Annotated in this window: 20 protein-coding genes; 11 read left to right on the forward strand and 9 right to left on the reverse strand. The window is 64.3% G+C overall.

Going from position 1 to position 21,266, the window contains the following annotated elements:
* Positions 1 to 145: 145 nt before the first annotated feature.
* A complete protein-coding gene (locus NZ849_RS07745; RefSeq protein WP_295405829.1) occupies positions 146 to 1,309 on the reverse strand; it encodes an MFS transporter in 1,164 nt (387 codons plus the stop codon).
* 130 nt (positions 1,310 to 1,439) lie between these two features.
* Between NZ849_RS07745 and efp the strand changes: the two genes are divergently transcribed.
* The 5 genes from efp to NZ849_RS07770 all read left to right on the forward strand — a co-directional run bounded on the left by efp (position 1,440) and on the right by NZ849_RS07770 (position 5,325).
* Positions 1,440 to 1,994 (forward strand): elongation factor P, encoded by a 555-nt coding sequence (gene efp, locus NZ849_RS07750; protein WP_295405831.1) that lies wholly within the window; start codon positions 1,440 to 1,442, stop codon positions 1,992 to 1,994.
* A 155-nt stretch (positions 1,995 to 2,149) separates the two neighbouring features.
* Entirely contained in the window at positions 2,150 to 2,647 is a 498-nt protein-coding gene (accB, locus tag NZ849_RS07755; protein WP_295405833.1) for an acetyl-CoA carboxylase biotin carboxyl carrier protein, read from the forward strand.
* A gap of 12 nt (positions 2,648 to 2,659) precedes the next feature.
* A complete protein-coding gene (gene accC / locus NZ849_RS07760; RefSeq protein WP_295405835.1) occupies positions 2,660 to 4,003 on the forward strand; it encodes an acetyl-CoA carboxylase biotin carboxylase subunit in 1,344 nt (447 codons plus the stop codon).
* 41 nt (positions 4,004 to 4,044) lie between these two features.
* Positions 4,045 to 4,671, forward strand: coding sequence for a site-2 protease family protein (locus NZ849_RS07765; protein ID WP_295405838.1), 627 nt, complete (start codon positions 4,045 to 4,047; stop codon positions 4,669 to 4,671).
* The gene (locus NZ849_RS07770) at positions 4,672 to 5,325 is read left to right on the forward strand and encodes a site-2 protease family protein (protein WP_295405840.1); all 654 of its coding nucleotides are present in this window, start codon (positions 4,672 to 4,674) and stop codon (positions 5,323 to 5,325) included.
* Here NZ849_RS07770 and rsfS read toward each other — a convergent pair.
* Genes rsfS through rplU form a run of 4 tightly spaced genes read right to left on the reverse strand, consistent with a single transcriptional unit; the run spans position 5,320 to position 7,559 of the window.
* Complete coding sequence (gene rsfS, locus NZ849_RS07775; RefSeq protein WP_295405842.1) at positions 5,320 to 5,661, reverse strand: ribosome silencing factor; 342 nt, start codon at positions 5,659 to 5,661, stop codon at positions 5,320 to 5,322. The genes NZ849_RS07770 and rsfS overlap by 6 nt on opposite strands.
* A gap of 6 nt (positions 5,662 to 5,667) precedes the next feature.
* Positions 5,668 to 6,918 (reverse strand): GTPase ObgE, encoded by a 1,251-nt coding sequence (gene obgE / locus NZ849_RS07780; protein ID WP_295405844.1) that lies wholly within the window; start codon positions 6,916 to 6,918, stop codon positions 5,668 to 5,670.
* Positions 6,919 to 6,955: 37 nt separating this feature from the next.
* Positions 6,956 to 7,243 (reverse strand): 50S ribosomal protein L27, encoded by a 288-nt coding sequence (gene rpmA, locus NZ849_RS07785; RefSeq protein ID WP_295405846.1) that lies wholly within the window; start codon positions 7,241 to 7,243, stop codon positions 6,956 to 6,958.
* A 10-nt stretch (positions 7,244 to 7,253) separates the two neighbouring features.
* Complete coding sequence (rplU, locus tag NZ849_RS07790) at positions 7,254 to 7,559, reverse strand: 50S ribosomal protein L21 (RefSeq protein WP_295405848.1); 306 nt, start codon at positions 7,557 to 7,559, stop codon at positions 7,254 to 7,256.
* 150 nt (positions 7,560 to 7,709) lie between these two features.
* On the opposite strand from rplU, the gene yqeK reads away from it, so the two are divergent.
* Both yqeK and NZ849_RS07800 read left to right on the forward strand, forming a co-directional pair.
* Positions 7,710 to 8,279, forward strand: a complete 570-nt coding sequence (gene yqeK / locus NZ849_RS07795) for a bis(5'-nucleosyl)-tetraphosphatase (symmetrical) YqeK (RefSeq protein ID WP_295405850.1) — start codon at positions 7,710 to 7,712, stop codon at positions 8,277 to 8,279.
* Positions 8,280 to 8,284: 5 nt separating this feature from the next.
* Positions 8,285 to 9,514 carry an LCP family protein gene (locus NZ849_RS07800; RefSeq protein WP_295405851.1) on the forward strand — a complete coding sequence of 410 codons (1,230 nt, stop codon included), beginning with the start codon at positions 8,285 to 8,287 and terminating at the stop codon, positions 9,512 to 9,514.
* Here the strand turns inward: NZ849_RS07800 and rodA are convergent.
* Positions 9,499 to 10,581, reverse strand: coding sequence for a rod shape-determining protein RodA (rodA, locus tag NZ849_RS07805; RefSeq protein ID WP_295405853.1), 1,083 nt, complete (start codon positions 10,579 to 10,581; stop codon positions 9,499 to 9,501). The two genes, NZ849_RS07800 and rodA, sit on opposite strands and share 16 nt — an antisense overlap.
* 210 nt (positions 10,582 to 10,791) lie before the next feature.
* On the opposite strand from rodA, the gene smpB reads away from it, so the two are divergent.
* The gene (gene smpB, locus NZ849_RS07810) at positions 10,792 to 11,223 is read left to right on the forward strand and encodes an SsrA-binding protein SmpB (protein ID WP_295405855.1); all 432 of its coding nucleotides are present in this window, start codon (positions 10,792 to 10,794) and stop codon (positions 11,221 to 11,223) included.
* Positions 11,224 to 11,231: 8 nt separating this feature from the next.
* On the opposite strand, the gene hisS is transcribed toward smpB, so the two are convergent.
* Positions 11,232 to 12,506: a histidine--tRNA ligase gene (gene hisS, locus NZ849_RS07815; protein WP_295405857.1), complete on the reverse strand. Its 1,275-nt coding sequence runs from the start codon at positions 12,504 to 12,506 to the stop codon at positions 11,232 to 11,234.
* Between the two features lie 35 nt (positions 12,507 to 12,541).
* Complete coding sequence (locus NZ849_RS07820; RefSeq protein WP_295405859.1) at positions 12,542 to 14,689, reverse strand: diguanylate cyclase; 2,148 nt, start codon at positions 14,687 to 14,689, stop codon at positions 12,542 to 12,544.
* A gap of 161 nt (positions 14,690 to 14,850) precedes the next feature.
* Here NZ849_RS07820 and NZ849_RS07825 point away from each other — a divergent pair, with 161 nt between their 5' ends.
* From NZ849_RS07825 to NZ849_RS07835, 3 genes are all read left to right on the forward strand, one after another.
* Complete coding sequence (locus NZ849_RS07825) at positions 14,851 to 16,413, forward strand: S-layer homology domain-containing protein (RefSeq protein ID WP_295405861.1); 1,563 nt, start codon at positions 14,851 to 14,853, stop codon at positions 16,411 to 16,413.
* A gap of 119 nt (positions 16,414 to 16,532) precedes the next feature.
* Positions 16,533 to 17,567 carry a tyrosine-type recombinase/integrase gene (locus NZ849_RS07830; protein WP_295405864.1) on the forward strand — a complete coding sequence of 345 codons (1,035 nt, stop codon included), beginning with the start codon at positions 16,533 to 16,535 and terminating at the stop codon, positions 17,565 to 17,567.
* A gap of 13 nt (positions 17,568 to 17,580) precedes the next feature.
* Entirely contained in the window at positions 17,581 to 18,000 is a 420-nt protein-coding gene (locus NZ849_RS07835; RefSeq protein WP_295405866.1) for a phosphate-starvation-inducible PsiE family protein, read from the forward strand.
* A gap of 53 nt (positions 18,001 to 18,053) precedes the next feature.
* On the opposite strand, the gene NZ849_RS07840 is transcribed toward NZ849_RS07835, so the two are convergent.
* Positions 18,054 to 21,257, reverse strand: a complete 3,204-nt coding sequence (locus NZ849_RS07840; RefSeq protein ID WP_295405868.1) for an AAA family ATPase — start codon at positions 21,255 to 21,257, stop codon at positions 18,054 to 18,056.
* Positions 21,258 to 21,266 lie beyond the last annotated feature (9 nt).

Below are 21,266 nucleotides of genomic sequence, written 5' to 3' on the forward strand. Positions count from 1 at the left end.
CCCGCAAAACCTCTTTGCCAACCGTGGTAAGCTGCATCCGTGGGGACCCCCTCTCTCCTGGAGTGGTCCCCACATTTTTACTCCTCCAGTCTCACATGTGTCTGGCCGGGTTCAGCCTTTGTGGGCTGGCCATGGGTTCAGTGTTTTACCCCTTCCCATGGGGGCGGGAGCCTTTGGGTAGGTCCAGCCCTAAAAGCCACAGGGCTGTGAGGCTAAAGCCGGCGCTAGTGGCGAAGGCCCAGCTTGAGCCGAGATGCTCCCAGATCGCTCCAAACAGCAGGCTGGCTGGGAGGAGGGCCAGGCCCGTAGCGGTGTGGTAGAGGCCAATGGCCCCGGCCTTTTCTTCCTGAGGTACCAAGGTGGCCAGATAGGCCCGGCTGCTGCCCTCAAAAGCGGCGCTGTAGCCGGCGTAGACTATAAGCCAGAGGACACCTTGCCAGGCGGTTGTGCTGAGGGCAAAGCCCAGGTAGACCAAGGTGTAGAGGGCCCAACCCCAAAGGACCATCCGCCGCAACCCTACCCTGTCGGCAAGGGCCCCCGCAGGCATGGCTAAAAGCGCATAGAGAAGGTTGTAGGCGGTGTAGGCCAGGGTGGTTTGGGTTGCGCTGAGTCCCAGCTCGCTGAGGCGGAGGAGCAGGAACGCGTTGGAGGAAAGACCCATGGCCGCTACCAGGCTCACCAGCAGGAACCGGCGGTACTGGGGCGAGAGCCTCGAGGGGCGCAAGGGGAAGGCCTGGGCCTTGGGCTTGGGTCGCTCCTTGAGAAAGAGGAACACCACCAGGGCGGCCAGCCCTGCGGGCAGAGCGGAGGCCCAGAAGACCCCCCGGAATCCCAGCCAGGGCAGTAAGAAGAAGGCCAGGGTGGGTCCTAGTGCAGCCCCCAGGGTGTCCATGGCGCGGTGCAGACCGTAAGCCCGGCCGTAGGCCTCGGGGGGTGTGCTCTCGGCAATCAGGGCGTCCCGGGGCGCGGTGCGGATACCCTTACCCAGACGGTCTAGAAAGCGAAAGGCCAGCACCTGGCTGGGAACCTGAGCTAGGGCCAGTACAGGCCGCAGCAGGGCCGGGAGGCCGTAACCGAACAATAGGAAGGGTTTGCGGACTCCTGTGCGGTCGGAGAGATGGCCCCCCACCACCTTGAACAGGCTGGCGGTGGCTTCGGCTATCCCTTCGACCAGGCCCACCAGGGTTGCGGAGGCCCCCAGCACGCCCGTGAGGAAAAGGGGCAGCAAGGGGTAGACCATTTCCGAGGCCACGTCGCTGAGAAAGCTGACCGCCCCTAGGGCATAGACCTCGCGGGGAAGCCGCTGCACCCGCCCAGTCTAAGTTTTTGGGGGTTGCGCTTCAACGCCTCTTCTGGTCTGGGATTGAAACCAAGGGGATGCCTTCGTTATCCTAGTTCTCTGGTTTTCCCCGCCTTTTGGGGATGCTCAAGGAGGCTGGATGATCAGCGTAACCGACTTGCGCAGCGGTACCAAGGTAAAGATGGACGGCGCTCTTTGGCAGTGCATTGAGTACCAGCACCAGAAGATAGGCCGGGGTGGGGCCAAGGTAGTGGCCAAGTTCCGCAACCTCGAGACGGGTGCCATCGTGGAGCGCTCCTTCAACTCGGGGGAGAAGCTGGAGGACATCTACATCGAGACCAAAGACCTGCAGTACCTCTACCTCGAAGGGGAGGAGCTGGTCTTTATGGACATGGAGACCTACGAGCAGTTCCACGTGCCCAAGAGCATCTCTGACTCGACCCGCTTCCTCAAGGAGGGCATGGTGGTGCAGGGGGCCATGTACAACGGTCGACCGCTGGAGATAGTGCTGCCGGCCTCGGTGGAGCTGAAGGTGGTGGATACCCCACCAGGCGTGCGGGGCGACACCGTTTCGGGGGGCAGCAAGCCCGCCACCCTCGAGACCGGAGCCGTGGTGCAGGTGCCCCTTTTTGTGGAGCCTGGTGAGGTGATCCGGGTAGACACCCGCACGGGGGAGTACCTAGGCCGGGCCTAGACCGGCTTTGCCCAGCGAAGAGCTGTCGCCTTTGGGCGGTAGCCGGGGTTTGTTGCTTCTCGTCCACGGGGTTCGGGCTGTAGGTTCCAGCTTTGGTCTTATACTTCTATAGGCTGGCTTCCGCAGAGCAGACCCTAGCCCTTTTGGAGGCAATCATGAATGCAAAGGAGCTTAAGTCCATCCTCCAGGCCCTGCAAGACCATGAGGTTTCAGAGCTCACCCTGGAGACCCCTGACTACAAGCTCACCATCAAGCGCGGGCCGGAGGTGCAGTATGTGCCAACCCCGGCCCCGATTCCTCAGAACCAGCCGGCGTTCCAGGCGGCCCCCGCCGCCCCACCGGTCCCAGCGGTTGAGGCCGCCCCGCCTTCGCCTCCTCCCAGGGCTGAACCCCCCAAAGAGGAGGCCGGGAGGTACGTAGAGGTCAAGGCCCCCATCGTGGGCACCTTTTACCGGGCCCCTTCCCCTGATGCTGAGCCCTACGTGAAGGAGGGGGACACCGTGAAGAAGGGTCAGGTGCTCTGCATCATCGAGGCCATGAAGCTCATGAACGAGATCGAGAGCGAGGTGAGCGGCGTGGTGCGGAAAATCCTGGTGCAGAACGCCGAGCCCGTGGAGTATGGGCAGGTTCTCTTCCTGATTGAACCTGTGTAGAGCGGATCGGCTATGTTCAAGAAGATAATGGTGGCCAACCGCGGTGAGATTGCCCTAAGGGTGCTCAGGGCAGCCCGCGAGCTAGGGATCAAGGTTGTGGTGGCCCATAGCGAGGCCGATAGCCAGTCGCTGCCGGTCCTGCTGGCCGACGAGGCCATCTGCATCGGGCCAGCCCCCTCGGCGCAGAGCTACCTCAACATACCCAACCTCCTTTCAGCAGCAATCATCACCGGGGCAGAGGCGATTCATCCGGGGTATGGGTTTTTGGCCGAGAACCCTCAGTTTGCCGAGATGTGCCGCGACCACGGGATCGTCTTCATCGGCCCTACCCCGGAGTCCATGTACAGCCTGGGTTCCAAGGCGGGTGGACGGGAGATTGCGGCTAGGTCCAACGTACCTACGGTACCCGGGACGGGCGTGCTCCAATCGGTGGAGGAGGCTCTCGAGGCAGCCCAGGCCATCGGCTACCCCGTGCTCCTCAAGGCCAGTGCGGGTGGGGGGGGGCGGGGGCAGAAGGTGGTGCGCTCCCCCGAGGAGATGAGGACTGCTTTTGCTCAGGCCCAGCTGGAAGCCCAGAGCTACTTTTCCGACCCTTCGCTTATCCTGGAGAAGTACATTGAGCTTTTCCGCCACGTGGAGGTGCAGGTGGTGGGCGACGGCAAAGGCCACGTGGTGCATGTGGGGGAGCGCGACTGCTCGGTTCAGCGGCGGAATCAGAAGCTCATTGAGGAAGCCCCCAGCCGGCTGGAGGAGTCCTTGCGCCAGGAGATTCTGGCCGCCGGGGTCCGCCTTGCCAAGTACGTCAACTACCAGGGGGCCGGCACCCTGGAGTTCATCGTAGACCCGGAGGGGAACTTCTACTTCATGGAGATGAACACCCGCATCCAGGTCGAGCACACCGTCACGGAAATGGTCTCGGGCCTGGATTTGGTCAAGCTTCAGATTAGGATTGCCGCTGGAGAGCCCTTTACCCTTCAGCAAAGCGATATTCAGCTAAGGGGGCATGCGATTGAGTGCCGCATCAATGCTGAGGACTATGAGAAGGATTTCCGCCCCAGCATTGGCAAGGTGGAGACGCTGCATTTTCCCGGGGGGCCCGGGGTGCGGGTGGACTCCCACCTCTACGCCGGCTACACCATTCCCCCCTATTACGATTCCCTGGTAGCCAAGCTGATTGTGCACGGGGAGAACAGGGAAGAGGCCATTGCCCGGATGCGCCGGGCCCTTTCCGAGACCGTAATTGAGGGTCCTGGCCTAAAGACCACGGTGCCCTTCCACCTCAAGGTTATGGACAACGCCTTCTACCAGCAAGGGGCGGTCTATACCAACTTCGTCGCTACCCGATTGTCGGATTGAACAGGCGGGGTTCCGCTTGGGGATTATAGACTGGTGGCAGCATGCTTTTCTTTGAGCTTCTTGGCAGAGACCCCCTGGCCTATCTGGTGGCCTTTGCTGCGGGTGCTTTTGGCTTGGTGGTCCACAACCTGTTTCAAGCCTACCTGGCCGACCGTTACAGGGACAGCGAGCCCCGGCGCTATGGTTTCCTGACCCTAGAGCCCAGGGTCCACCTGGACGCTTTGGGGCTTTTGTTCCTGGCCCTTTTGGGTTTCGGCTTTCCTCGCCTGGTTCCCTGGCGGCTTTTCGGGCCCAAGGGGGCCCAGGTGGCCCTGATGGGGCCTTTGGGGTTTTTCGCGGCGGCCTTCCTGTACATCCTCTTGGGCCGGGTTTTGGAGCCCCTGGGGCCAGCCACCTCGAGCCTTGCCCAGGGCCTGCAGACGGCGGGCTCGCTCATGGTAGGCCACGCGGCGGTCTTCCTCTTCCCGGTGCCCCCCTTGGACGGGGCGCGGGTGGTCTATGCGGTGGGCAGCCCCGAGGCCCGGCGCTTCATGGACCAGCTCCAAAGCTACGGGTTTGTGGGGTTCTTTGTGATCTTCTTGGTGCTCAACCTTACCGGGATTCTTCCCGCTGTTCGAGCTGGTTTGAGCGGTCTTCTAAACGGCTTGTTCTCCGCCATGGGGCTGTAGATGGGGCTTTTATCCCTGCTGCAAAGCGACCCTTTGGCCTTTGCCTTGGTGGTGGTGGTGCTGGCCTTTTCGCTCGCCCTGCATGAGTGGGGTCATGCGGCAGCAGCGCTTTGGATGGGGGACCCCACTGCCAAGGAGCAGGGGCGGGTGACCCTAAACCCCCTTCGCCACCTCGACCCCATCGGTTCCCTGCTGGTCCTGTTGGTCGGGGTAGGCTGGGCCAAGCCGGTACCCGTCCATCCCCCCAACTTCCGCTCATACCGGTTGGGGCTTTTGGTTGTTTCGGTGGCGGGAATTTTCGTGAACCTCCTAATTGCTTCTGCCCTGGCCCTCTTCCTCCGCTACCTGCTCGAGGCCGGCCTTCTGCAAAATCCGGGGGCGCCCCTTCGCGGCCTGGTGCAGGCCCTGGCGGTGGCAGCCAGCGTCAACCTGGTCCTGGCGGTCTTCAACCTGCTGCCCATCCCTCCCCTGGACGGCTCCAAAATCCTGCAGAGCTTTCTCCCCCTGCGCTGGCACCCCTACATATGGCGGCTGGAGCGCAGCCCCACCTATGCAGTGGTGGCCCTGCTTCTGCTCCTCACGGTCTTTCGTCAGCCCCTGGGGGAGCTTCTCTCGTGGGCCCGTGAGGGGTTTTTCGGGCTGTTCGGGCTATAGCCTCTTGGCATCGGCCCAGAATCCCTCGAGGTCGTAGTACTCCCGGGCCTCCGGGCTCATCAGGTGCACCAGAACCGGGCCGTAGTCCAGGAGAACCCAGCGGGGACTGGGCCCTTCCACGTGCTCAGGGCGGATACCCTGGTTTTGCAGCCTTTCCTGAACGGCGCGTTCCAGGGCTTGCAGGTGGGGCTGGGAGGTTCCGGTGGCAATCACAAAGTAGTCCAGAGCATCGGAGACCTCCCTCAGGTCAAGGGCCACCACGTCCAGGGCCTTTTTGTCCTCCAAGGCTTCTCTGATTTCGGCGATCAGGGTTAGGGCATCGAGGGTTTTGACCATTCCTCCTTATACTACCTCAGGGATGTACTCGAACTCGTGGGTTCCAAAGCGCACCGTGTCGCCAGCCCGCACCCCGTGAGCCTTCAGGACCTGCTCCACCCGGTGGCGCCTGAAGAGTTCTTGGAGGTAGCCCGCGGCCTCCATCAGATCGCCCCTGATTCGGTTGAGCTGGCGCTCTAGATGGGGGGCTTCCAGCTCAAACACCCCCTCGGCCACCTGGACCACCCTGATCTCTTCGCTGGGCGCGGGCCTGGGTTTGGGCTGCTCAAGCCGCGGCCGCGGGGCGGCCTTGACCAGGGCGACGAGGGCTTCCACCAGTTCGTCCAGCCCCACGCGGCTTACGGTGGAGATGGGCAGGACTGGTAGCCCGCTCTGGGCCAGCTGTGCAAGGTATTCCTCTACCTCCTCAGGGCTCAGCAGATCTACCTTGTTCAGGGCGATAAGGGCGGGCCGGGTGAGCAGCTCGGGGTTGTAGGCCCGGAGTTCCTCCTGAAGGGTGCGCAGGGCTTCGGCTGGCCTATCGCTTCCGTCCAGCACGTATAGGAGCACCCGTGTGCGGGCGATGTGCCGAAGGAATTCCAACCCCAGGCCTCTTCCTTGGGCGGCTCCTTCGATGATACCGGGGATATCAGCAAGGGTTAGCCGCTCGAGGTCCCGCTCGATAACCCCCAGGTTGGGGGAGAGGGTGGTAAAGGGGTAGCTGGCGATTTTGGGGTGGGCGTGGGTAACCGCGGCGAGCAGGCTGCTCTTTCCTGCGTTGGGGTAACCCACCAGGCCCACGTCGGCCAAGAGCATCAGCTCCAGGCGCAGCCTGCGCTTTTCTCCTGGCTCCCCGGCCTCGGCAAAGCGCGGGGCCTGTCGGGTAGGGGTTACGAACCGAGGGTTTCCGAAGCCGCCTCGTCCCCCTCGAGCCGCCACGAAGGTCTGCCCTTCCTCGACCAGATCAGCCAGCAGCTCCCCGGTCTCCGCATCGTAGACCCGCGTGCCGCGGGGTACCTCCACCACCAGGTCCCTGCCTGAGCGGCCCGCTAGGCCCTTACCCATGCCGTGCTGGCCGTTTTCCGCCCTGTACACCCGTTTGGATAGGGTGGAAAGCGAGTCTACCTCGCCTCGAGCCCGCAGGATGACCGAGCCCCCATGGCCCCCGTCGCCTCCATCGGGGCCGCCTTTGGCGATGTACTTTTCCCGCCAAAAGCTGATGCAGCCGTCGCCTCCTCGCCCGGCCTCTACCTGGATTTCCAGGATATCCCTGAACATTGCCAGAAAGCCGGCGGACCAAAGCCGCTCCCGGGCTTCAGCCCCGCACTTCTTGGCTGGGTTGGGCAGTTTCTAGGGGTCTCACCCGGACGAAGCGGCCCATCCGCCCCTTGTCGGCAAACTCCACCACCCCGTCCACCAGGGCGAAGAGGGTGTAGTCACGCCCCATGCCTACCCCGGGGCCAGGGCGGAACTTGGTGCCGCGCTGCCTCACCAAGATGTTCCCGGCGCGAACCACTTGGCCTTCGAAGCGTTTGACCCCCAGCCGCTTGGACTGGCTATCGCGCCCGTTTTTGGTTGAACCCAAACCCTTTTTGTGTGCCATAGTTGCCTCCTCAGGCGCGAATCTCCTTCACCACAATTTCCGTGTAGGGCTGCCGGTGACCCCGCTTGCGGCGGTACTGGACCTTGGCCTTGAACTTAGCAACCACCACCTTTTTGCCCCTGCCGTGGCCCACCACCTCGGCCACCACCTTGGCTCCCGGAACGGTGGGGGTTCCGATTACGGTCCGCTCCCCGCCCAGCATCAGCGCCTCAAACTCCACGGTCTCGCCGGGGTTGGCCTCGAGTTTCTCCACCCGCAACCGGCTGCCGGTCTCGGCCCGGTACTGCTTTCCACCGGTTTTGATAATTGCGTACATGCTGCACTCTCCAGACCAAAAAGCTCGGGTGAAAACCCAGCCATCTGAAAACTATAGCTTTTTTTGGCCCTTGGCGCAAGGGTGTTGGAAATTTCCGAGGATGCTGGTAGCCTGCTACTCGGCAGGTGTGGTGCCTTTGGGGGGGAGGATTTGACCAACCCTGTTGCAGCTACCGATTTCGTGGAAAGGGTGCGCCAGCGGGTGAGGCCTGAGCGCTTTGCGCACATCCTTCGGGTGGCCGAGCTCGCCGCTGCTATTGCTAGGGCCAACGGCCTGGACCCAGAGCGAGCCTATTTGGCGGGGATACTGCACGACGCCGCGCGTGATTTAAGCCCCGAGGAGCTTGTTCTGTTGGCACCACCAGAGAACGAGGTGGAGCGGCGGCATCCTCTGGCCCTACACGGCCGCGCGGCCCGGCGGATGGCCCGGGAGTGGGGTGTCCAGGACGAGGAGGTGCTGGAGGCCGTTGAGGGGCACGTGTACGGTGTGGACCCCGCACACCAAATTGGTATGGCCCTCTATGTGGCCGATGTTTCTGAGCCGGGTCGGGGGGTCAACCACGAAATTCGGCAGCGGGCCCTGGAAGGCAGGCTCCTGGAGGCCTATAGGGAGGCTGTGGCCTGCAAGGTCAACTACCTGCAGAGCCGGGGCATTGAGCCGCATCCGCGCACGCGGGCGGCCTACGAGGCCCTGCAGCGGCCGCCCTGCCCCAGGGTGTAACGGTCATGGTTCCAGCGCGGCTGAAGACCCCAACCCCTCGCCTTTCCTTTCTGCTGCTCGGCCTTTCCCTGCTCCTCCTGGCCGGGGCTCTGGTCTACGGGTCTCATCCCCAGGCAGCCCAGGGTGGGCCGGGCCCGGCTTTTTCCCAGGAACTTCCTAAGCAGCTCAGCCTGGTGGTGGCCGCGCGGGACACCGAGTACTGCGGCTACCATACCCCGTGTGGGCCTGGCCGCCGGACCGACACCATCTTTTACCTCCGCCTTCAGGGGGCTGAGGCGACCCTGGTGGCTATTCCTCGCGACCTGCGCTACCGGGGCGAGACCCCAAGCGGCCCTTTTTTCGGGAGAATCAACGCAGTTTACGAGCGGGCGGGCCCAGAGGGGTTGCGCTGGGCGGTTCAGGATGTTTTGGGTGTTCCGGTACAGCACTACCTCATCCTCACCTTTGAAGCGGTGATGCGCCTGGTGGATGCGGTGGATGGGGTTGAGGTGGAGTTGCCCTACCCCATGCGCTACACCGACCGGGCGGCGGGCCTGTACATAGACTTTCCTGCTGGCCGGCTTCACCTTGACGGAAAGGACGCGGTCAAGTACATGCGTTTTCGCCGCTGGGAGGGTGCTGATTTGGGCCGGATAGACCGGATTAAGGAGGTTTTGCAGCAGGTTGCCCAGAAAGCCCAAAGCCCCCGCTACTGGCCCCGCCTACCCGGGGTGGCGGCTTCCCTTTGGGGCTCCCTAGAGACAAACCTCTCGCTTACCCAGGTGCTGGAGTTGCTTCCAGGGTTGCGCGGGGTGGTGCTGCGCAGCGCTACCTTGCCCACCCTCGAGGAGGGCCCCTACCTTGTCCCTGACCCTGTGGCTATGCCTGCTTTTACCTCAGCCCTTCTGGGCTACCGCACCGACGCTGAGGCCATCGCGCGGCTAGTACAGGCTGAGGCCCTTGGGCTTAGGGTTCTCTTGCTGGATCGAAGCGGCGTGGGCCTGGGGGAACGTTTTCGGCAGGGCTTCCTCGAGCTTGGCCTTTCCCCTCCGGAGGTGCGCCTGGCAGAGCCCGGGGGTCGGAGCCAGGTTTTGGTGCAGAGTGGGGTCTCCTCCTCAGGCCGGGAATCCTCGGCCCTTATGCTTGCCAAAGACCTGGCCGACCTGATGCACCTCCCCTTGCAGACCCGCCTGCGCCTGGAACCCGCTGGCTACAGCGTGGTGGTGGTTCTTGGACCGGATTACGCCTCCCGGTAACGGTCGCGGTGGACTAGAAGAGCTATCCCAAGCCCCAGGTAAACCGCCAGAAGGCTGCTCCCACCCTTGGACACTAAGGGGAGGGTGAGGCCGGTGACGGGGGCCAGGCCTAGGGTTACCGCAACGTTGACCGCAACCTGAAAGGCCAGCATGGAGAGTATGCCTGCGATGACCAACCGGTCTTCCAGCCGCACGCACTCGGTGGTCATCCGCCCCAGCCGGAAGAAGAGCAGCCCGTAGAGGAAGAGCAACCCCACAGCCCCCACAAAGCCCCATTCCTCAGCCAGCACCGAGAAGATGAAGTCGGTTTGCCGTTCTGGAACGAAGCCCAGTTGGGTTTGGGTGCCAGCGCCAAAGCCTTTTCCGGTGAGGCCGCCCGAGCCGATGGCGATGGTGGATTGGATTTGCTGAAAGCCTTTTCCTTGCGGGTCTTTGGAGAGGTCAAAGAGGATGGCTACCCGTTCTCGTTGGTAGGGGCTTAGGTTGGGCCAGACCACCGTGGGCAGCAAGGCTGCAGCAACTGCCAAGCTGACCAGGATGTGCCGTGGGGGCATGCCCCGCACAAAAAGCATTCCCAGCACTCCAGCGAGGAGCACCAGGGTTCCACCTAGGTCGGGTTGGATGAGCACCAGGCCCAGTACCGGTGCTGCGATGGTGATGGGCAGCAGGTAGTCGGTTGGCCGCTCAAGGGGCCGCAGGGCTAGCACCCGGGCCAACACCAGCACCAGGCTGATTTTAGCTACCTCGCTGGGCTGAAAGCTGGCAGGTCCCAGATCAAACCAGGCCCTGGCCCCGTTGATCTCCCGGCCTACAAGCAGGACAAGGACGAGAAGCCCGATGGAGAGCCCGTATAGCGGGAAGGCCCAGGAGAAAATTTGGCGGCGGGATAGGGTTTGTACCAAGACTGCCAGGGCCACGGATATGGGAACGGCGACCACTTGCTGTGTCCACACCGCCTTGCTTGGGGCGGCGCTGTAGAGGGTGATCAGGCCCACCAAGTTGATAAGGAGGACCAGGCTGATGAGCACCCAGTCATAGGCGAGCATCGGAACCCTGGGCAGCGTCACGGCTTCAGTCTATAGGAGAAGTGATAGACTTTTCCCGGAGGTTGTATGGACGAAGCCATTACCATAGCTGCGGCGGTGGTCATCCTGCTTTTGCTGCTTATGTTCATCTTTCTGGTCAAGGACAAGGGGTTGCCGGATAAGGACCACTGAGCCTTTTCGGGATATTTTTTTCACGAACCTAGTAATCGTGAATAATATCACATAAAGCCCATGGCGGGTCTTGAAAACCGCAGAGCCAGGCATGACTACGAGGTCTTAGAGACCTTTGAAGCGGGGCTGGCCCTAAAGGGAAGTGAGGTGAAGTCCATTCGGGGAGGCCAGGTGGACTTCACCGGGGCATTCGCCCGTTTTCAGGGCAACGAGCTCTTTCTGGAAAACCTTTATGTGGCCCCTTACGAGAAGGGCGGCTATGCCAACCATGAGCCCAGGCGTTCCCGCAAGCTCCTGCTCCACCGGAGGGAGCTGGACCGGCTCAGGGCGCGCGTGGAGCAAAAGGGCCTTACCCTGGTGCCCCTCAAAATCTATTTCAACGAGAGAGGCAAGGCCAAGCTGCTTCTGGCGCTCGCTCGAGGCCGGCGCGGCTACCAGAAGAAGGAGGAGGATAAACGCCAAGCTCTGCAACGGGCGCTGAGGGAACTCTGATCTGGGTTCTATTCTTCAAACAGGCTGTGGAGCTGAAAAGGCTCCACTTCCCTTTGCTCACCGCTTTGCAGGTGTTTGAGGGTAATCACCCCCCTGGCCCGCTCGGCTTCACCGAGGAACCCTACGTACTGGGCTCCTTTCCTGAGGGCGTCCTCGAGGGCTTTACGCGGGCTTTTGGGGGTGTAGCCGATCTCCACATAGACCCTAGGCCGCAGTTGCTCAGCTAAGGCCAGAGCCTCTATCTTGGCAGGCTCATCCAGCGGGGCCAGGTAGAGGGTAGGGGAGGGGTCGGGAGGGACAACCACCCCTTCCTGCTCCAGGGCAATGGCCACCCGCTCAATCCCAATCCCAAAACCCACCCCAGGCACCCGGGGGCCGCCCAGCATTTCCGAAAGCCCATCGTAGCGGCCCCCACCCCCGAGGGCCGACTTGGCCCCTATCGCCATATGGTGGACCTCCCAGGCGGTGCGAACGTAGTAGTCCAGACCCCGCACCAAGCTGGGGTCCACCGTATAGGCCACCCCCAGCCGCTCCAGGTAGCGGCAGACCTGCTCGTGGAAGGCCTGGGCCTCCTCGCCCAAGAACTCGAGCATCGGCCTTACCCCAAGCTCAGCCAAAACCGCCTGGTCCTGCTCACTTTTGGAGTCCAGAATGCGCATGGGGTTGGCCTCCAAACGGGCCCTGGACTCTTCCGAAAGCCGGTCGGCATGGGGCATGAGCAACCCCCGCAGGTACTGGTTATAGCGAGCCCGATCCTCTGGGTCGCCCACCGAGCCCAGCCTGACCTCGAGGTTCCTAAGGCCCAAAGTTCTGTAAATCCGGACCATCAGGGCAATGGCTTCGGCGTCTAGCAGCGGGTCGGCCAGGCCCAAGGCCTCGTAGTCCACCTGGTGGAACTGCCGGTAACGGCCCTTCTGCGGCCGCTCCCCGCGAAAGATGGGGCCCCAGGTGAAAAGCCGCACAGGCTGGGGCCAGACCTTCATGCCGTGCTCGTTGTAGGCCCGCACAACAGCCGCGGTGGGTTCCGGGCGCAAGGCCAGGAGCCGGCCGCCCCGGTCCTCCAGGACGAACATCTCCTTCTTGACAACGATATCCGAGGTGAGCCCCACACCCCTTTGAAAGACCTCGAGCTGCTCAAAGATAGGGGTGTGGATCATCTGGGCTCCCGCATTCCGCAAAACCTCCTCGGCAGTCCTCACGATGTGACGAAAAACCGGCTCGCGAAAGGGGTACTCCTTGGCCTGGGGGAAGATGTCGTTACTTCCGGGCACTGCTCTCAGCATGAGCCCCATTCTAAGCAGGCCGGCTCAGTCCCAACCTAGGGAGACGCCCGCTTGTCCGCATACATCCGGTTGTCGGCTAGACGCAACAGCTCCTCGGCGCTCCGGGCTTCTTGGGGGAAGGTGGCCTGCCCCAGGTTGGCCGAGAGGCATAAGCCCTCCAGGCAGACCGCCCCAATGGCCGCAAGGAGCCGCCGCCCCACCACCAGGGCCCCCTCCGCATCGGTCTGGGGCAGCAGCACCGCAAACTCATCCCCGCCCCAGCGGAAGACCAGATCCCCGGCCCGTCCCCCCTGCAGAAGTGCCCGGGCCACCTCCCGCAGCGCCCAGTCGCCCGCCGCGTGGCCCAGATGGTCGTTGATGGGTTTGAAGTTCTTCAGGTCGATCACCAGGAGGGAAAGGGGATAGCGGTAGCGGCGGGCCCGCTCGACCTCCTCTTTGAGCCTCAGGTCAAAGGCCCGGCGGTTGTACAGCCCGGTGAGCCCATCGGTCAGGGCAGCCTCTTCCAGGGCTGCGCGGTTTTGCAGCTCGTGCACCAGGGTAGCGATGGGGGTAGCAAAGAGCTGAACCGCAGCCAGGGAGTCCTCGGCAAAGGCCTCGGGGTCCTGCGAGCTGTCCAGGTTCAGGTAGGCCAGCACCCGACCCTGGTGAGCCACCGGGAGGCAGAGGTTGGCGGTGGCCTCTGCGCCTTCCCCACCCCCCAGGCGGATACGGGGTCTCCCTTCCAGAGCCTGGGCCGAGCCCTCGGCGTACCACTCGAGCATCCCCTCCTCACCCATCTGGACCCCGCAATCCCAGGCACTCCCCACCGCCGCGCGGCAGACGTAGGCCCCCTTCTCCCATATCCAAAGGCTCCCCGTCTTGCTGCCCGGAACCAGCTCTACCGCCGCTTCGAGAATGCGGTGGTAGACCTCCTGGGAGGGGTACGACCAGGCCTCGGTGAGCAGCCGGTTAATCCGCTGGTACAGCTCATCCTGTAGGGCCCGCTCCAGAGCCGAGCTGAGAAGCCGCTCCACCCCCAGGAGGATCTCCTTTCGCCCCCGTGTCCAGGCCAGCCGGCCCCGGTGGGCCAGCACCAGCACTACCCGACCCTTCATAGCGTCGCGGGTGTGGACCGGATAGGCCACCAGGGTTTCGAAGCCGAGCTGTTTGAGCTCCGGCAGAGCCCCGGGGTGGGCGCTGTAGCTCTCGGTGAAGAAGGGCATCCCGCTGTGGTAGGCCTGCCAGGCCGGGCCCTGGTGGCACTGGAGTTCCCGGGCCAGCGGGACCAGTTTGGGACGCAATTCCTTGGGGATTTCCCAGGCTATGCCCCGAAGCACCCCCCGGCGGTACTGAAGAACCGCTCCGGCCTCCATCCCCAAAGCGGGCATCAGGCTCCGCAGAGCCGTTCGGGCTACCTCGTACTTGCTGTCCGCGGTGGCCAGGCGGTCGGCTACCTGGAGCAGGAGGCGGCGCAGCTCGAGGTCGTGTAGGTGCTCGAGCTGACGCCCGATGGTCTGGGCCAGCCGGGAAAAGAGCTCCAGCTCTTCGGGGCGCCAGGCCTCGGTCCGGACAATCTGCAGGACCGCCACCGGTTCCTCCCGCATCAGCAGGGGGAGCGCCAGTTCGTAGCTGCCTCCATCGGGCAGCCAGGCCACCCTTGCAGGCTCGAGCCAGACTGGGCGGCGTTCCCGCAGGGCCTGCCAGACCAGCTCGCTTGGCGCCTCCGGACCCTCCGCCTCCAGCAGTTCTACCCGCCCAGCCCCGCTGAAGACCCAAATCCGGAGATGGCTGTTTCGAAGCAGGCGCGAGAGCAGTCTGGGCAGCTCCCGCAGGAGCTGGTGGCGTTCAAAAAAGCGCGGCACCACCTCCAGGCCTTGCAGAAAGACTTCCTGGACCTGGGCCAGTTGCTTGGCCCGTCGGTGGGCCCGCCGCAGGCTTTCTCCCACCTGGTGGGCCAGGTAGGCCGAGAGGAAGAGGATGAAGCCCATGACCAGGTAATCCAGGAGGCTCGAGCGGAAAAGGTGTAGCCCAGCCACCGAGGCCGCCGCCGAAAGCAGGCCGGGGATCAGCCCATAGATGCTGGCCGTGATGGCGGTGAAAAACATCATCCAAGGCAGGGCGTACACGCCGGCCATGCCCAGGCTGTAGACCGCCACAATGGCCGTCAAGGAAAGGACAAGAACTGCGGGGTAGGGTATGGGCATAGGCGAGCCCCGTCGCACCGGCTTGGGACTACTTTAGCAAATCAAGTGCAGGACCACCTGCTGGCCCATCCGTCAAAGCTGGACTGAGGTACACGTAACGCTGCACGGGTGAAATCCCACAGGGAAAAGACCCCTGAGCCGCTATTCTTCGAACGGAAAGTATGAGAATTCTTATCCACAGCCTCCTATTCGTGGCGACCACAGCACAAGCACTTCCGTCCGACGTTCCCAAGGACCACTGGGCAGCCCAGGCCGTTGTGGAGGTGACGGCTCGAGGGTGGTTGCAGGGCTATCCAGGCGGCCAGTTCCGCGGTGAGGTAGCTCTTGACCGCTACCAGCTTGCCACTACCCTGGCCCGGGTGCTCGCCGACAGCCCCCTGCCGGTGCGCGAGGCCGAGGTCCGCTTCAAAGATGTCAAGCCCAACCACTGGGCCCTGCCGGGCATCCGCCGGATGGTGGGGGAGGGCCTGGTCCAGGGGTTTCCCGACGGGACCTACCGGGGCGAGTCGGTGTTGACCCGCTACCAACTGGCCCTCGTGCTAGATAAATTCACCCAGGCCCTGGGGATTGCGCCGCCAGCCAGGATGTGGCGTCCCGATGATCTGCCCGGAGGTCACTGGGCAGAAGCCGCGGTGCTCCGGGTGGTCGCGCTGGAGGTGTTGCCGCTGGGCTCGGACGGCCGCTTCCGCGGCGGGGAGCCGGTAAACCGCTACCAGATGGCCCGGGCCCTTTGGCGCATCGGCCAGCTCACCTCCGGCCTTGCGGCCCCAGCCAGCCCTGCTCTGGCCCCCAGAGGTGCGCCCACGGGGCCAGAGGAAACCCAGCCCAAAGAGCTCATAGCCAAAGTGGGCGCCTTGCAGCGCGCGGAAGACCCCAAGGGTACCCTGCTGGCCCACATCAGCAGTGTGGCGCTGCCGGAGGAGTGGGCTGGGGCCTCCCTCGAGCAAAGCCTGCTCCACCTCGGACAGGCCCAGCGGGGCGGACAGGTCTGGGCTACCCTCCAGCACCAGGGCCGGCAGGCCATTGCCCTGCTGCGCCTGGATGAGGTTCCCAGTCTGGAAGCCTTCTTCCCAGTTGATGGGGGGGTGATGGCGGCCAGCGAGGGCTGGGTTTGGCTCGAGGGCGGCCAGAGACTTTTGTACCTAGACCCCAAGACCCAAAGAACCCGCCTGTATGGCCCCATCGGCCAGAGCCAGGCTAAGGAGGCCCTGCCCCCGGTCTTCGCAGCCGGTGTGGCCAAAGGGGCGCTGGGTGGGGTGGCCCTGGACGAGAGCCGCAACTACCTGGCCCTCATCAACGGCCGTCCGCTGTGCTTGCCGAACTGCGAGCAGGCCGCCCGCTCCTCGGTGCTGCGGTTAGTGCTTCTGGGTCTGAACCCCGACGGGCTTTTTGCTGAGCACGCCTACCTGTTGGACAGCCCTGGAAGCCAGGTGGTGGGCCTGGCCTGGCCTAAGCCCAGGCTGCTCCTGGTACACGAGCACGACGGCACCAAAAGCCGCATCTACAGCGTGGACCTCAACGAAGCCGATGACCTGGCCTTTACCGAATGGGACCGTCCTGAGGCAGGCCTCGAGCTGCGCCCCCAGGTACGGCCCTTACCCAAAAGGCTGTTGCTCGAGGTAGCCCTGGAAAACCCGCGTGGCTTGGCCATCCCAAGCCCTACCGAGATAGTAACGGTCCAGCAGGGGCTGTTGCGTATCAGCCTGAACAAGCCCCTTTGGTAACCCCACCGCCGGTCTTCTCTGGGTAGTTGCTCGACCCCGGCTGAACTGTGCGGCTGGGGGAAGCTCCGGCTAAAAAGTTCATTTAGCTGTATAAACGCACTTTTTGTATAGTGTTGAGCATGGGCACCCTGGTTCCCCTAAGCGCCTGGGACAACCCCAGCAAGCGACGCCTTGAGGCCATTCGGGCAGCGCAGGAGCGCAACGAGGAAAAACTGCTCGAGCTGCACCGGGCCTACTTGGTGCTCAAAGGCCGCAAGCGGGCCCGGCTGAGCCCTGAGACTCTAGCCCTGTACCAGGTAGCGATCCGGGACTACCTGGCCTGGGCCTGGCCCCCTGAGGCCCCTGGGCCTAAGGTAGAGATCCTCAAGGCCACCGGCGACGATCTCGACCGCTGGATACACGACCTCGAAACCCAAGGCGGCCATTTGAACCCAAAGCCCAGCCCCCTCAAGCCCGGCAGCATCGCTACCTACCTGGCTGCCGTGCGGTCGTTTTACCGTGCCCTAGCCTGGGCCAAGGCCGCCGAGATACCTCAGGTACGGGCCCCGCAGGACCCCACCCCAGCCCACGAACGCCGCCCGGCTCTGCCGCCGGAGCTTTACCAAAAGCTCTTGCTGTACCTGACCTACGACGAACCCCAAGCCCACCGAGACCGCCTGGCGGTGCGGCTTATGGGCGAGGCTGGGCTGCGTATAAGTGAAGTCGTTAACTTGAGGCTGACAGAGGTACACCTAGACGAACGGCTCCTCGAGGTAACCGGAAAAGGCGGCAAACGCCGCAGTGTCCCCATATCCCGCTCGCTGGCTGAAGAGCTTGGGCGCTGGCTCCTGCTACGCCGGGCTCACGCCCGCCCCGGTGAGGCACGCCTGCTCATCAACCTAGGAGGGCGCAAGGGTCACGGAAAGGGCATGACCGAGAAAACCCTGCGGGAGCGGCTCAACCAGCACTACCGTGCCCTGGGCTTCCCTTCCCGCTACCATGGGGCCCACCTCCTCAGGCACACCGCGGGCACGCGCATATACAGGAAAAGCCGCGACCTTCACATTACCGCCAGGCTTCTGGGCCACGCCAACGTAAACACCAGTGCGATTTACGCCAAGATGGACATGGAAGGGCTGTTCTCGCTGGTGGACAGGTTGGAGGAAGAGGTCTGATAGACTCTAAGCAATGATCAACCAGAAAAACCTGCTGGCGTTTTTCCGGATCGTCACCCGGCTGATTTTCAATCTGGCCCTGGTGGCCCTCCTGGTTGGGCTCTTGGTGAGCGTTACCCGAACCCTGCTCGACCTGGGCCTAGCCTTCAGCCAGCCCACCGTGCGCCTTGGGCTGAAGGATCTGGTGACCAATATCCTCTCCCTGGTGGTGGTGCTCGAGCTCGTCCGAGCCTTCGTAGACTACTTTGAGTACGAGCGCATCCGGGCTGAGATTTTAGTGGAGGTGGCGGTGGTCTTTGTGCTGAGGGAGATGATGCTAGGGCTTTTCTCCGGCGACATCCGCGGCCTGGATGTCTTGGTCTGGAGTGCGGGTATTCTGGCCCTTATTGGGGCTCGAGCGCTGGCCATCGCCTTCCCCTACGGGAAGAGGTGACTGCGGTATTAGTGATATTTTTCACGATTATAGCACCTCGTGAAAAAAATATGCTAAACCAACGCCTCAGCCCGCTTAACGCTGTAAACCCGACTCACCCCCCGATCAGCAGTCACCCCATAGAGGGCATCGCAAGCCTCCATGGTGCGCTTCTGGTGAGTCACCAAAATGAACTGGGTCTGCAGCTTGAAGCGCTGGAGAAAGCTGCAAAAGCGCTGGATATTCGCCTCGTCCAGGGGCGCGTCCACCTCGTCCAGCACAGCAATAGGAAGACCGCTACCCTCCCCGACCTCCGCAAGGGCGAAAAGAAAGGCCAAAGCCCCCATGGTACGCTCACCCATGGACAGAAGGCCCAGGCTCACGGTGCGCTTACCCGCTGGTCTGAGCACCAGCTCTAGGCCCTGAGGCCCCCTTTCCAGGCCGGCCTCGGCGTCCAGCAAGGCTTTTGCGTACTGGGCAAACCGCTCCTTGAAGCGGGCGTAGACCCGCTCCAACCGCTCGCGGTGGTCTGCCTCAACCCGTCGAAGCTCCTCCTCGAGCCGCCTTGCGGTTGCCTCCGCTTCCCGCAGGGCCGCCTCAAGCTCACCCACCTCCTTCTCCAGCAGGGCATGTTCCTGCTCGGCCAGGTGATTGACAGGGCCCAAGGCCTCCAGGGCAGCCTCGGCCTCAGCCAAAGCCCGGGCCAGCGCGCGCGGTGGCCCTACCTCAGCCAGCCCCGGGGGCAGGCCAGCCAGCTCCTGCTGCAGGGCCTCAGCGGTGGCCTCGCGACGAGCCTGAGCCAGATGGAGGGCCTCGAGCTCAGCCAGAAGCTGGTTCACACGGGCCAGAAGCCGGCGCTCCTCCTCTTCCAGGGCGCGGCTCTGCTGGCGGGCCAGGCGCAGGCCCTCCTCCAAGGGGCCAAGCTGGAGCCCCTCGCGGGCTCGCTCCAGCGCCTCCTTACGCTCAAGCAGGCGCATCCGCCGCTGGAGCAACCCCTCCTCCTCCAAGCGCAAGGCCGCAATGCGCTCCCCCACCTGCGCGGCTTCCTGCTGGGCCAGGCGGTAGCGCTCCTGCTCCTCCCGATAGCGCTGCCAGCGCTGGTAGAGCTCGCGGAGCGCCGCAAGCCGAGCGATCAGCGCCTCCTGCTCCTGCCGAAGCCCCTCCAGGCGGCCCGGGTCGGGGGGTTCCACCGGGGTAGGGGCCTCGGGGAGCGGGGCCTGGGCCAGCCGGGCCAGGTTGGAACGCAGCACCCTCAGCTCAGAGGTTAGCCCAGCCTCTCTCTGGCGCAGGGCGGACAGACCAAGACCCTCCAGCTCAGCCTGAAGGGCCTCGAGGTGCCCCCCCGCAGTCCTGGCCTCCTCCTCCAGGCGGTGGGCCTCCAGAAGAGCCTCCCGGTGGCGCCGCCGAAGGGCCAGCACCTGACCCCCGCGCTGTACCCGCCCCCCGGTGAGGGCCCCACTGCTCTCCAGGAGCTCCCCCTCCAGGGTCACCAGGCGGGGGTGCTGAGGGTAGCGGCGGGCCAAGGCCAAGGCAGAGGAAAGGTTCTCCATCACCAGGGTTTCCCCCAAAAGGACCGGCAAAGCCTCCGGGCAGGCCGGCAGCGCCACCAGCCGGCGGGCCTCGCCCACTACCCCGGCAAAGGAGCTGAGGTCGGGGTTCCGCTCCCGAGGAGGCTTGAGCAGACTTCGGGGGAGGAAGGTGGCCCGACCCCCGTGGCGCTTGAGGTACTCAATGGCCGCCTGGGCAGCCTTTTCATCCTCAGCCAACACCCACTGCATCCGCCCACCCAAGGCCACCTCGAGGGCCAGCTCGAGACCTGGGGGTACCTGCAGCAGGTCGGCCACCACCCCAATAATCCCGGGAATTCCCGAGGCTCGGGCCCGCTTAGGCCCCTCGGCCAGGTCGGCCCCTGAGCGCAGCAGGGCCTCCAGGCGACGGGCCTCAGAAAGGGCGGCCTGGGCCTCACCCAAAAGCCGCCCATGCTCCCGGCGGCCCTCCTCCAGGCGGACGCGCAGCTCCCGCTCACGGGCTTGGAGGCGGGAAATCTGATCCCTCAAAACCTCCAGCTCGGAGCGCAAACGAACCTCCTCAGCCTCCAGAACCTCCCGCTGGGCACGGGCCTCCTCATAGACCTGCCGCCGGGCCTGATGGCTGGCCTGGGCTTGAAGGTAGTCCTCGTAGGCCCGCCGCTGAGCCCGAAGCCGCTCTTCCTCAGCCCGCAAGGCCTGCTGGAGTTCCCTTAGACGCAGCTCGGCACCCTGCAGATCGGCCAGAGTAGGCTCGGGTTCCTGGGGTTGGGAGGGGGCCCCTACCGACCGAAGCCGCTCGAGCCGCCCAAGCTGCTCCTCCCTCTCCCGCTGGAGCCGTCCTAAAAGCTGCTCCAGCGAGGCCTGCTCCTGCTCCACCAAACGCAGCTCGCCGGCCAGGGCTTCGGTCCGGCGCAGGGCCTCGGTATAGGCAACCTGGGCCTTCTCCAGGGCCTCTGAAGCCTCTTTCCTGAGAGCCTCCAGGGCCTTCAAACGCAGTTCCACCTCCTCACGCTCGGCCTCCAGAGCCCGGGCCCGCTCACGGGAGGCCGTCGCCTCCTGCTCAGCCTCGCGCATCCGGGCCAGGAGGAGGCCGCGCTTGAGCGCCAGAGCGCGGGCGGCCAGGGCTTTAGCCTTGCGGGAGGCCTCGAGCTGGGCCGCCTTTTCACCCAGAACAGCCCTGCGCTCGGCCAGCTCCCTGGCCCGCTGGTCTAGCTCGAGGCCAGCGAGCTCTAAACGTTCCTGGGCCACCCGGCTGGCCTGGGCCACCGCTCGCAGCCCAGCAGCCTCCTCCAGGTAGCCCAGCAGGACCGCCGGCCCCGCCTGCAGGACCTGGCCCACCTCCCCCTGGCCCACGATGGCGTAGCCGTTGCGGGAGAGGCCCGTACCCATCAGGGCCTGCTCCACCTGGCGAAGGCTGCTGCGAACACCCCCTAGCCGAACCTCGCCGCTGCCGTCCCTCTCCAGACGGCGGCTCAGCACCACCCGACGGCCGTTGCCGCCCAGCTCCAGGGTCACCTCGGCAAAGCCCAAAGGCGCCCGCCCCTCCGAGCCGTGAAAGAGCAGGGAGAGCGCCTCCTCGCCCCGAAGCTCCCGGGCCCGGGCCCCCACCGCCCAGCGCAGGGCCTCTACCAGGTTGCTCTTCCCCGAGCCATTGGGCCCTACAATGCCGTAGACGCCAGGGCCAAACTCCAGGCTGGTCCGCTCACCAAACGACTTGAAGCCTTGCACAATGAGCCGCTCAATGCGCATTAGGGTCTC

The organism is Meiothermus sp., assembly GCF_025060375.1.
Classification (GTDB): domain Bacteria; phylum Deinococcota; class Deinococci; order Deinococcales; family Thermaceae; genus Meiothermus.

Coding starts and splice junctions, on each gene's coding strand:
- efp (WP_295405831.1), top strand. CDS start 1,440: ATGATCAGCGTAACCGACTTGCGCAGCGGTACCAAGGTAAAGATGGAC.
- accB (WP_295405833.1), top strand. CDS start 2,150: ATGAATGCAAAGGAGCTTAAGTCCATCCTCCAGGCCCTGCAAGACCAT.
- accC (WP_295405835.1), top strand. CDS start 2,660: ATGTTCAAGAAGATAATGGTGGCCAACCGCGGTGAGATTGCCCTAAGG.
- NZ849_RS07765 (WP_295405838.1), top strand. CDS start 4,045: ATGCTTTTCTTTGAGCTTCTTGGCAGAGACCCCCTGGCCTATCTGGTG.
- NZ849_RS07770 (WP_295405840.1), top strand. CDS start 4,672: ATGGGGCTTTTATCCCTGCTGCAAAGCGACCCTTTGGCCTTTGCCTTG.
- rsfS (WP_295405842.1), bottom strand. CDS start 5,661: ATGGTCAAAACCCTCGATGCCCTAACCCTGATCGCCGAAATCAGAGAA.
- obgE (WP_295405844.1), bottom strand. CDS start 6,918: ATGTTCAGGGATATCCTGGAAATCCAGGTAGAGGCCGGGCGAGGAGGC.
- rpmA (WP_295405846.1), bottom strand. CDS start 7,243: ATGGCACACAAAAAGGGTTTGGGTTCAACCAAAAACGGGCGCGATAGC.
- rplU (WP_295405848.1), bottom strand. CDS start 7,559: ATGTACGCAATTATCAAAACCGGTGGAAAGCAGTACCGGGCCGAGACC.
- NZ849_RS07800 (WP_295405851.1), top strand. CDS start 8,285: ATGGTTCCAGCGCGGCTGAAGACCCCAACCCCTCGCCTTTCCTTTCTG.
- smpB (WP_295405855.1), top strand. CDS start 10,792: ATGGCGGGTCTTGAAAACCGCAGAGCCAGGCATGACTACGAGGTCTTA.
- hisS (WP_295405857.1), bottom strand. CDS start 12,506: ATGCTGAGAGCAGTGCCCGGAAGTAACGACATCTTCCCCCAGGCCAAG.
- NZ849_RS07820 (WP_295405859.1), bottom strand. CDS start 14,689: ATGCCCATACCCTACCCCGCAGTTCTTGTCCTTTCCTTGACGGCCATT.
- NZ849_RS07825 (WP_295405861.1), top strand. CDS start 14,851: ATGAGAATTCTTATCCACAGCCTCCTATTCGTGGCGACCACAGCACAA.
- NZ849_RS07830 (WP_295405864.1), top strand. CDS start 16,533: ATGGGCACCCTGGTTCCCCTAAGCGCCTGGGACAACCCCAGCAAGCGA.
- NZ849_RS07835 (WP_295405866.1), top strand. CDS start 17,581: ATGATCAACCAGAAAAACCTGCTGGCGTTTTTCCGGATCGTCACCCGG.
- NZ849_RS07840 (WP_295405868.1), bottom strand. CDS start 21,257: ATGCGCATTGAGCGGCTCATTGTGCAAGGCTTCAAGTCGTTTGGTGAG.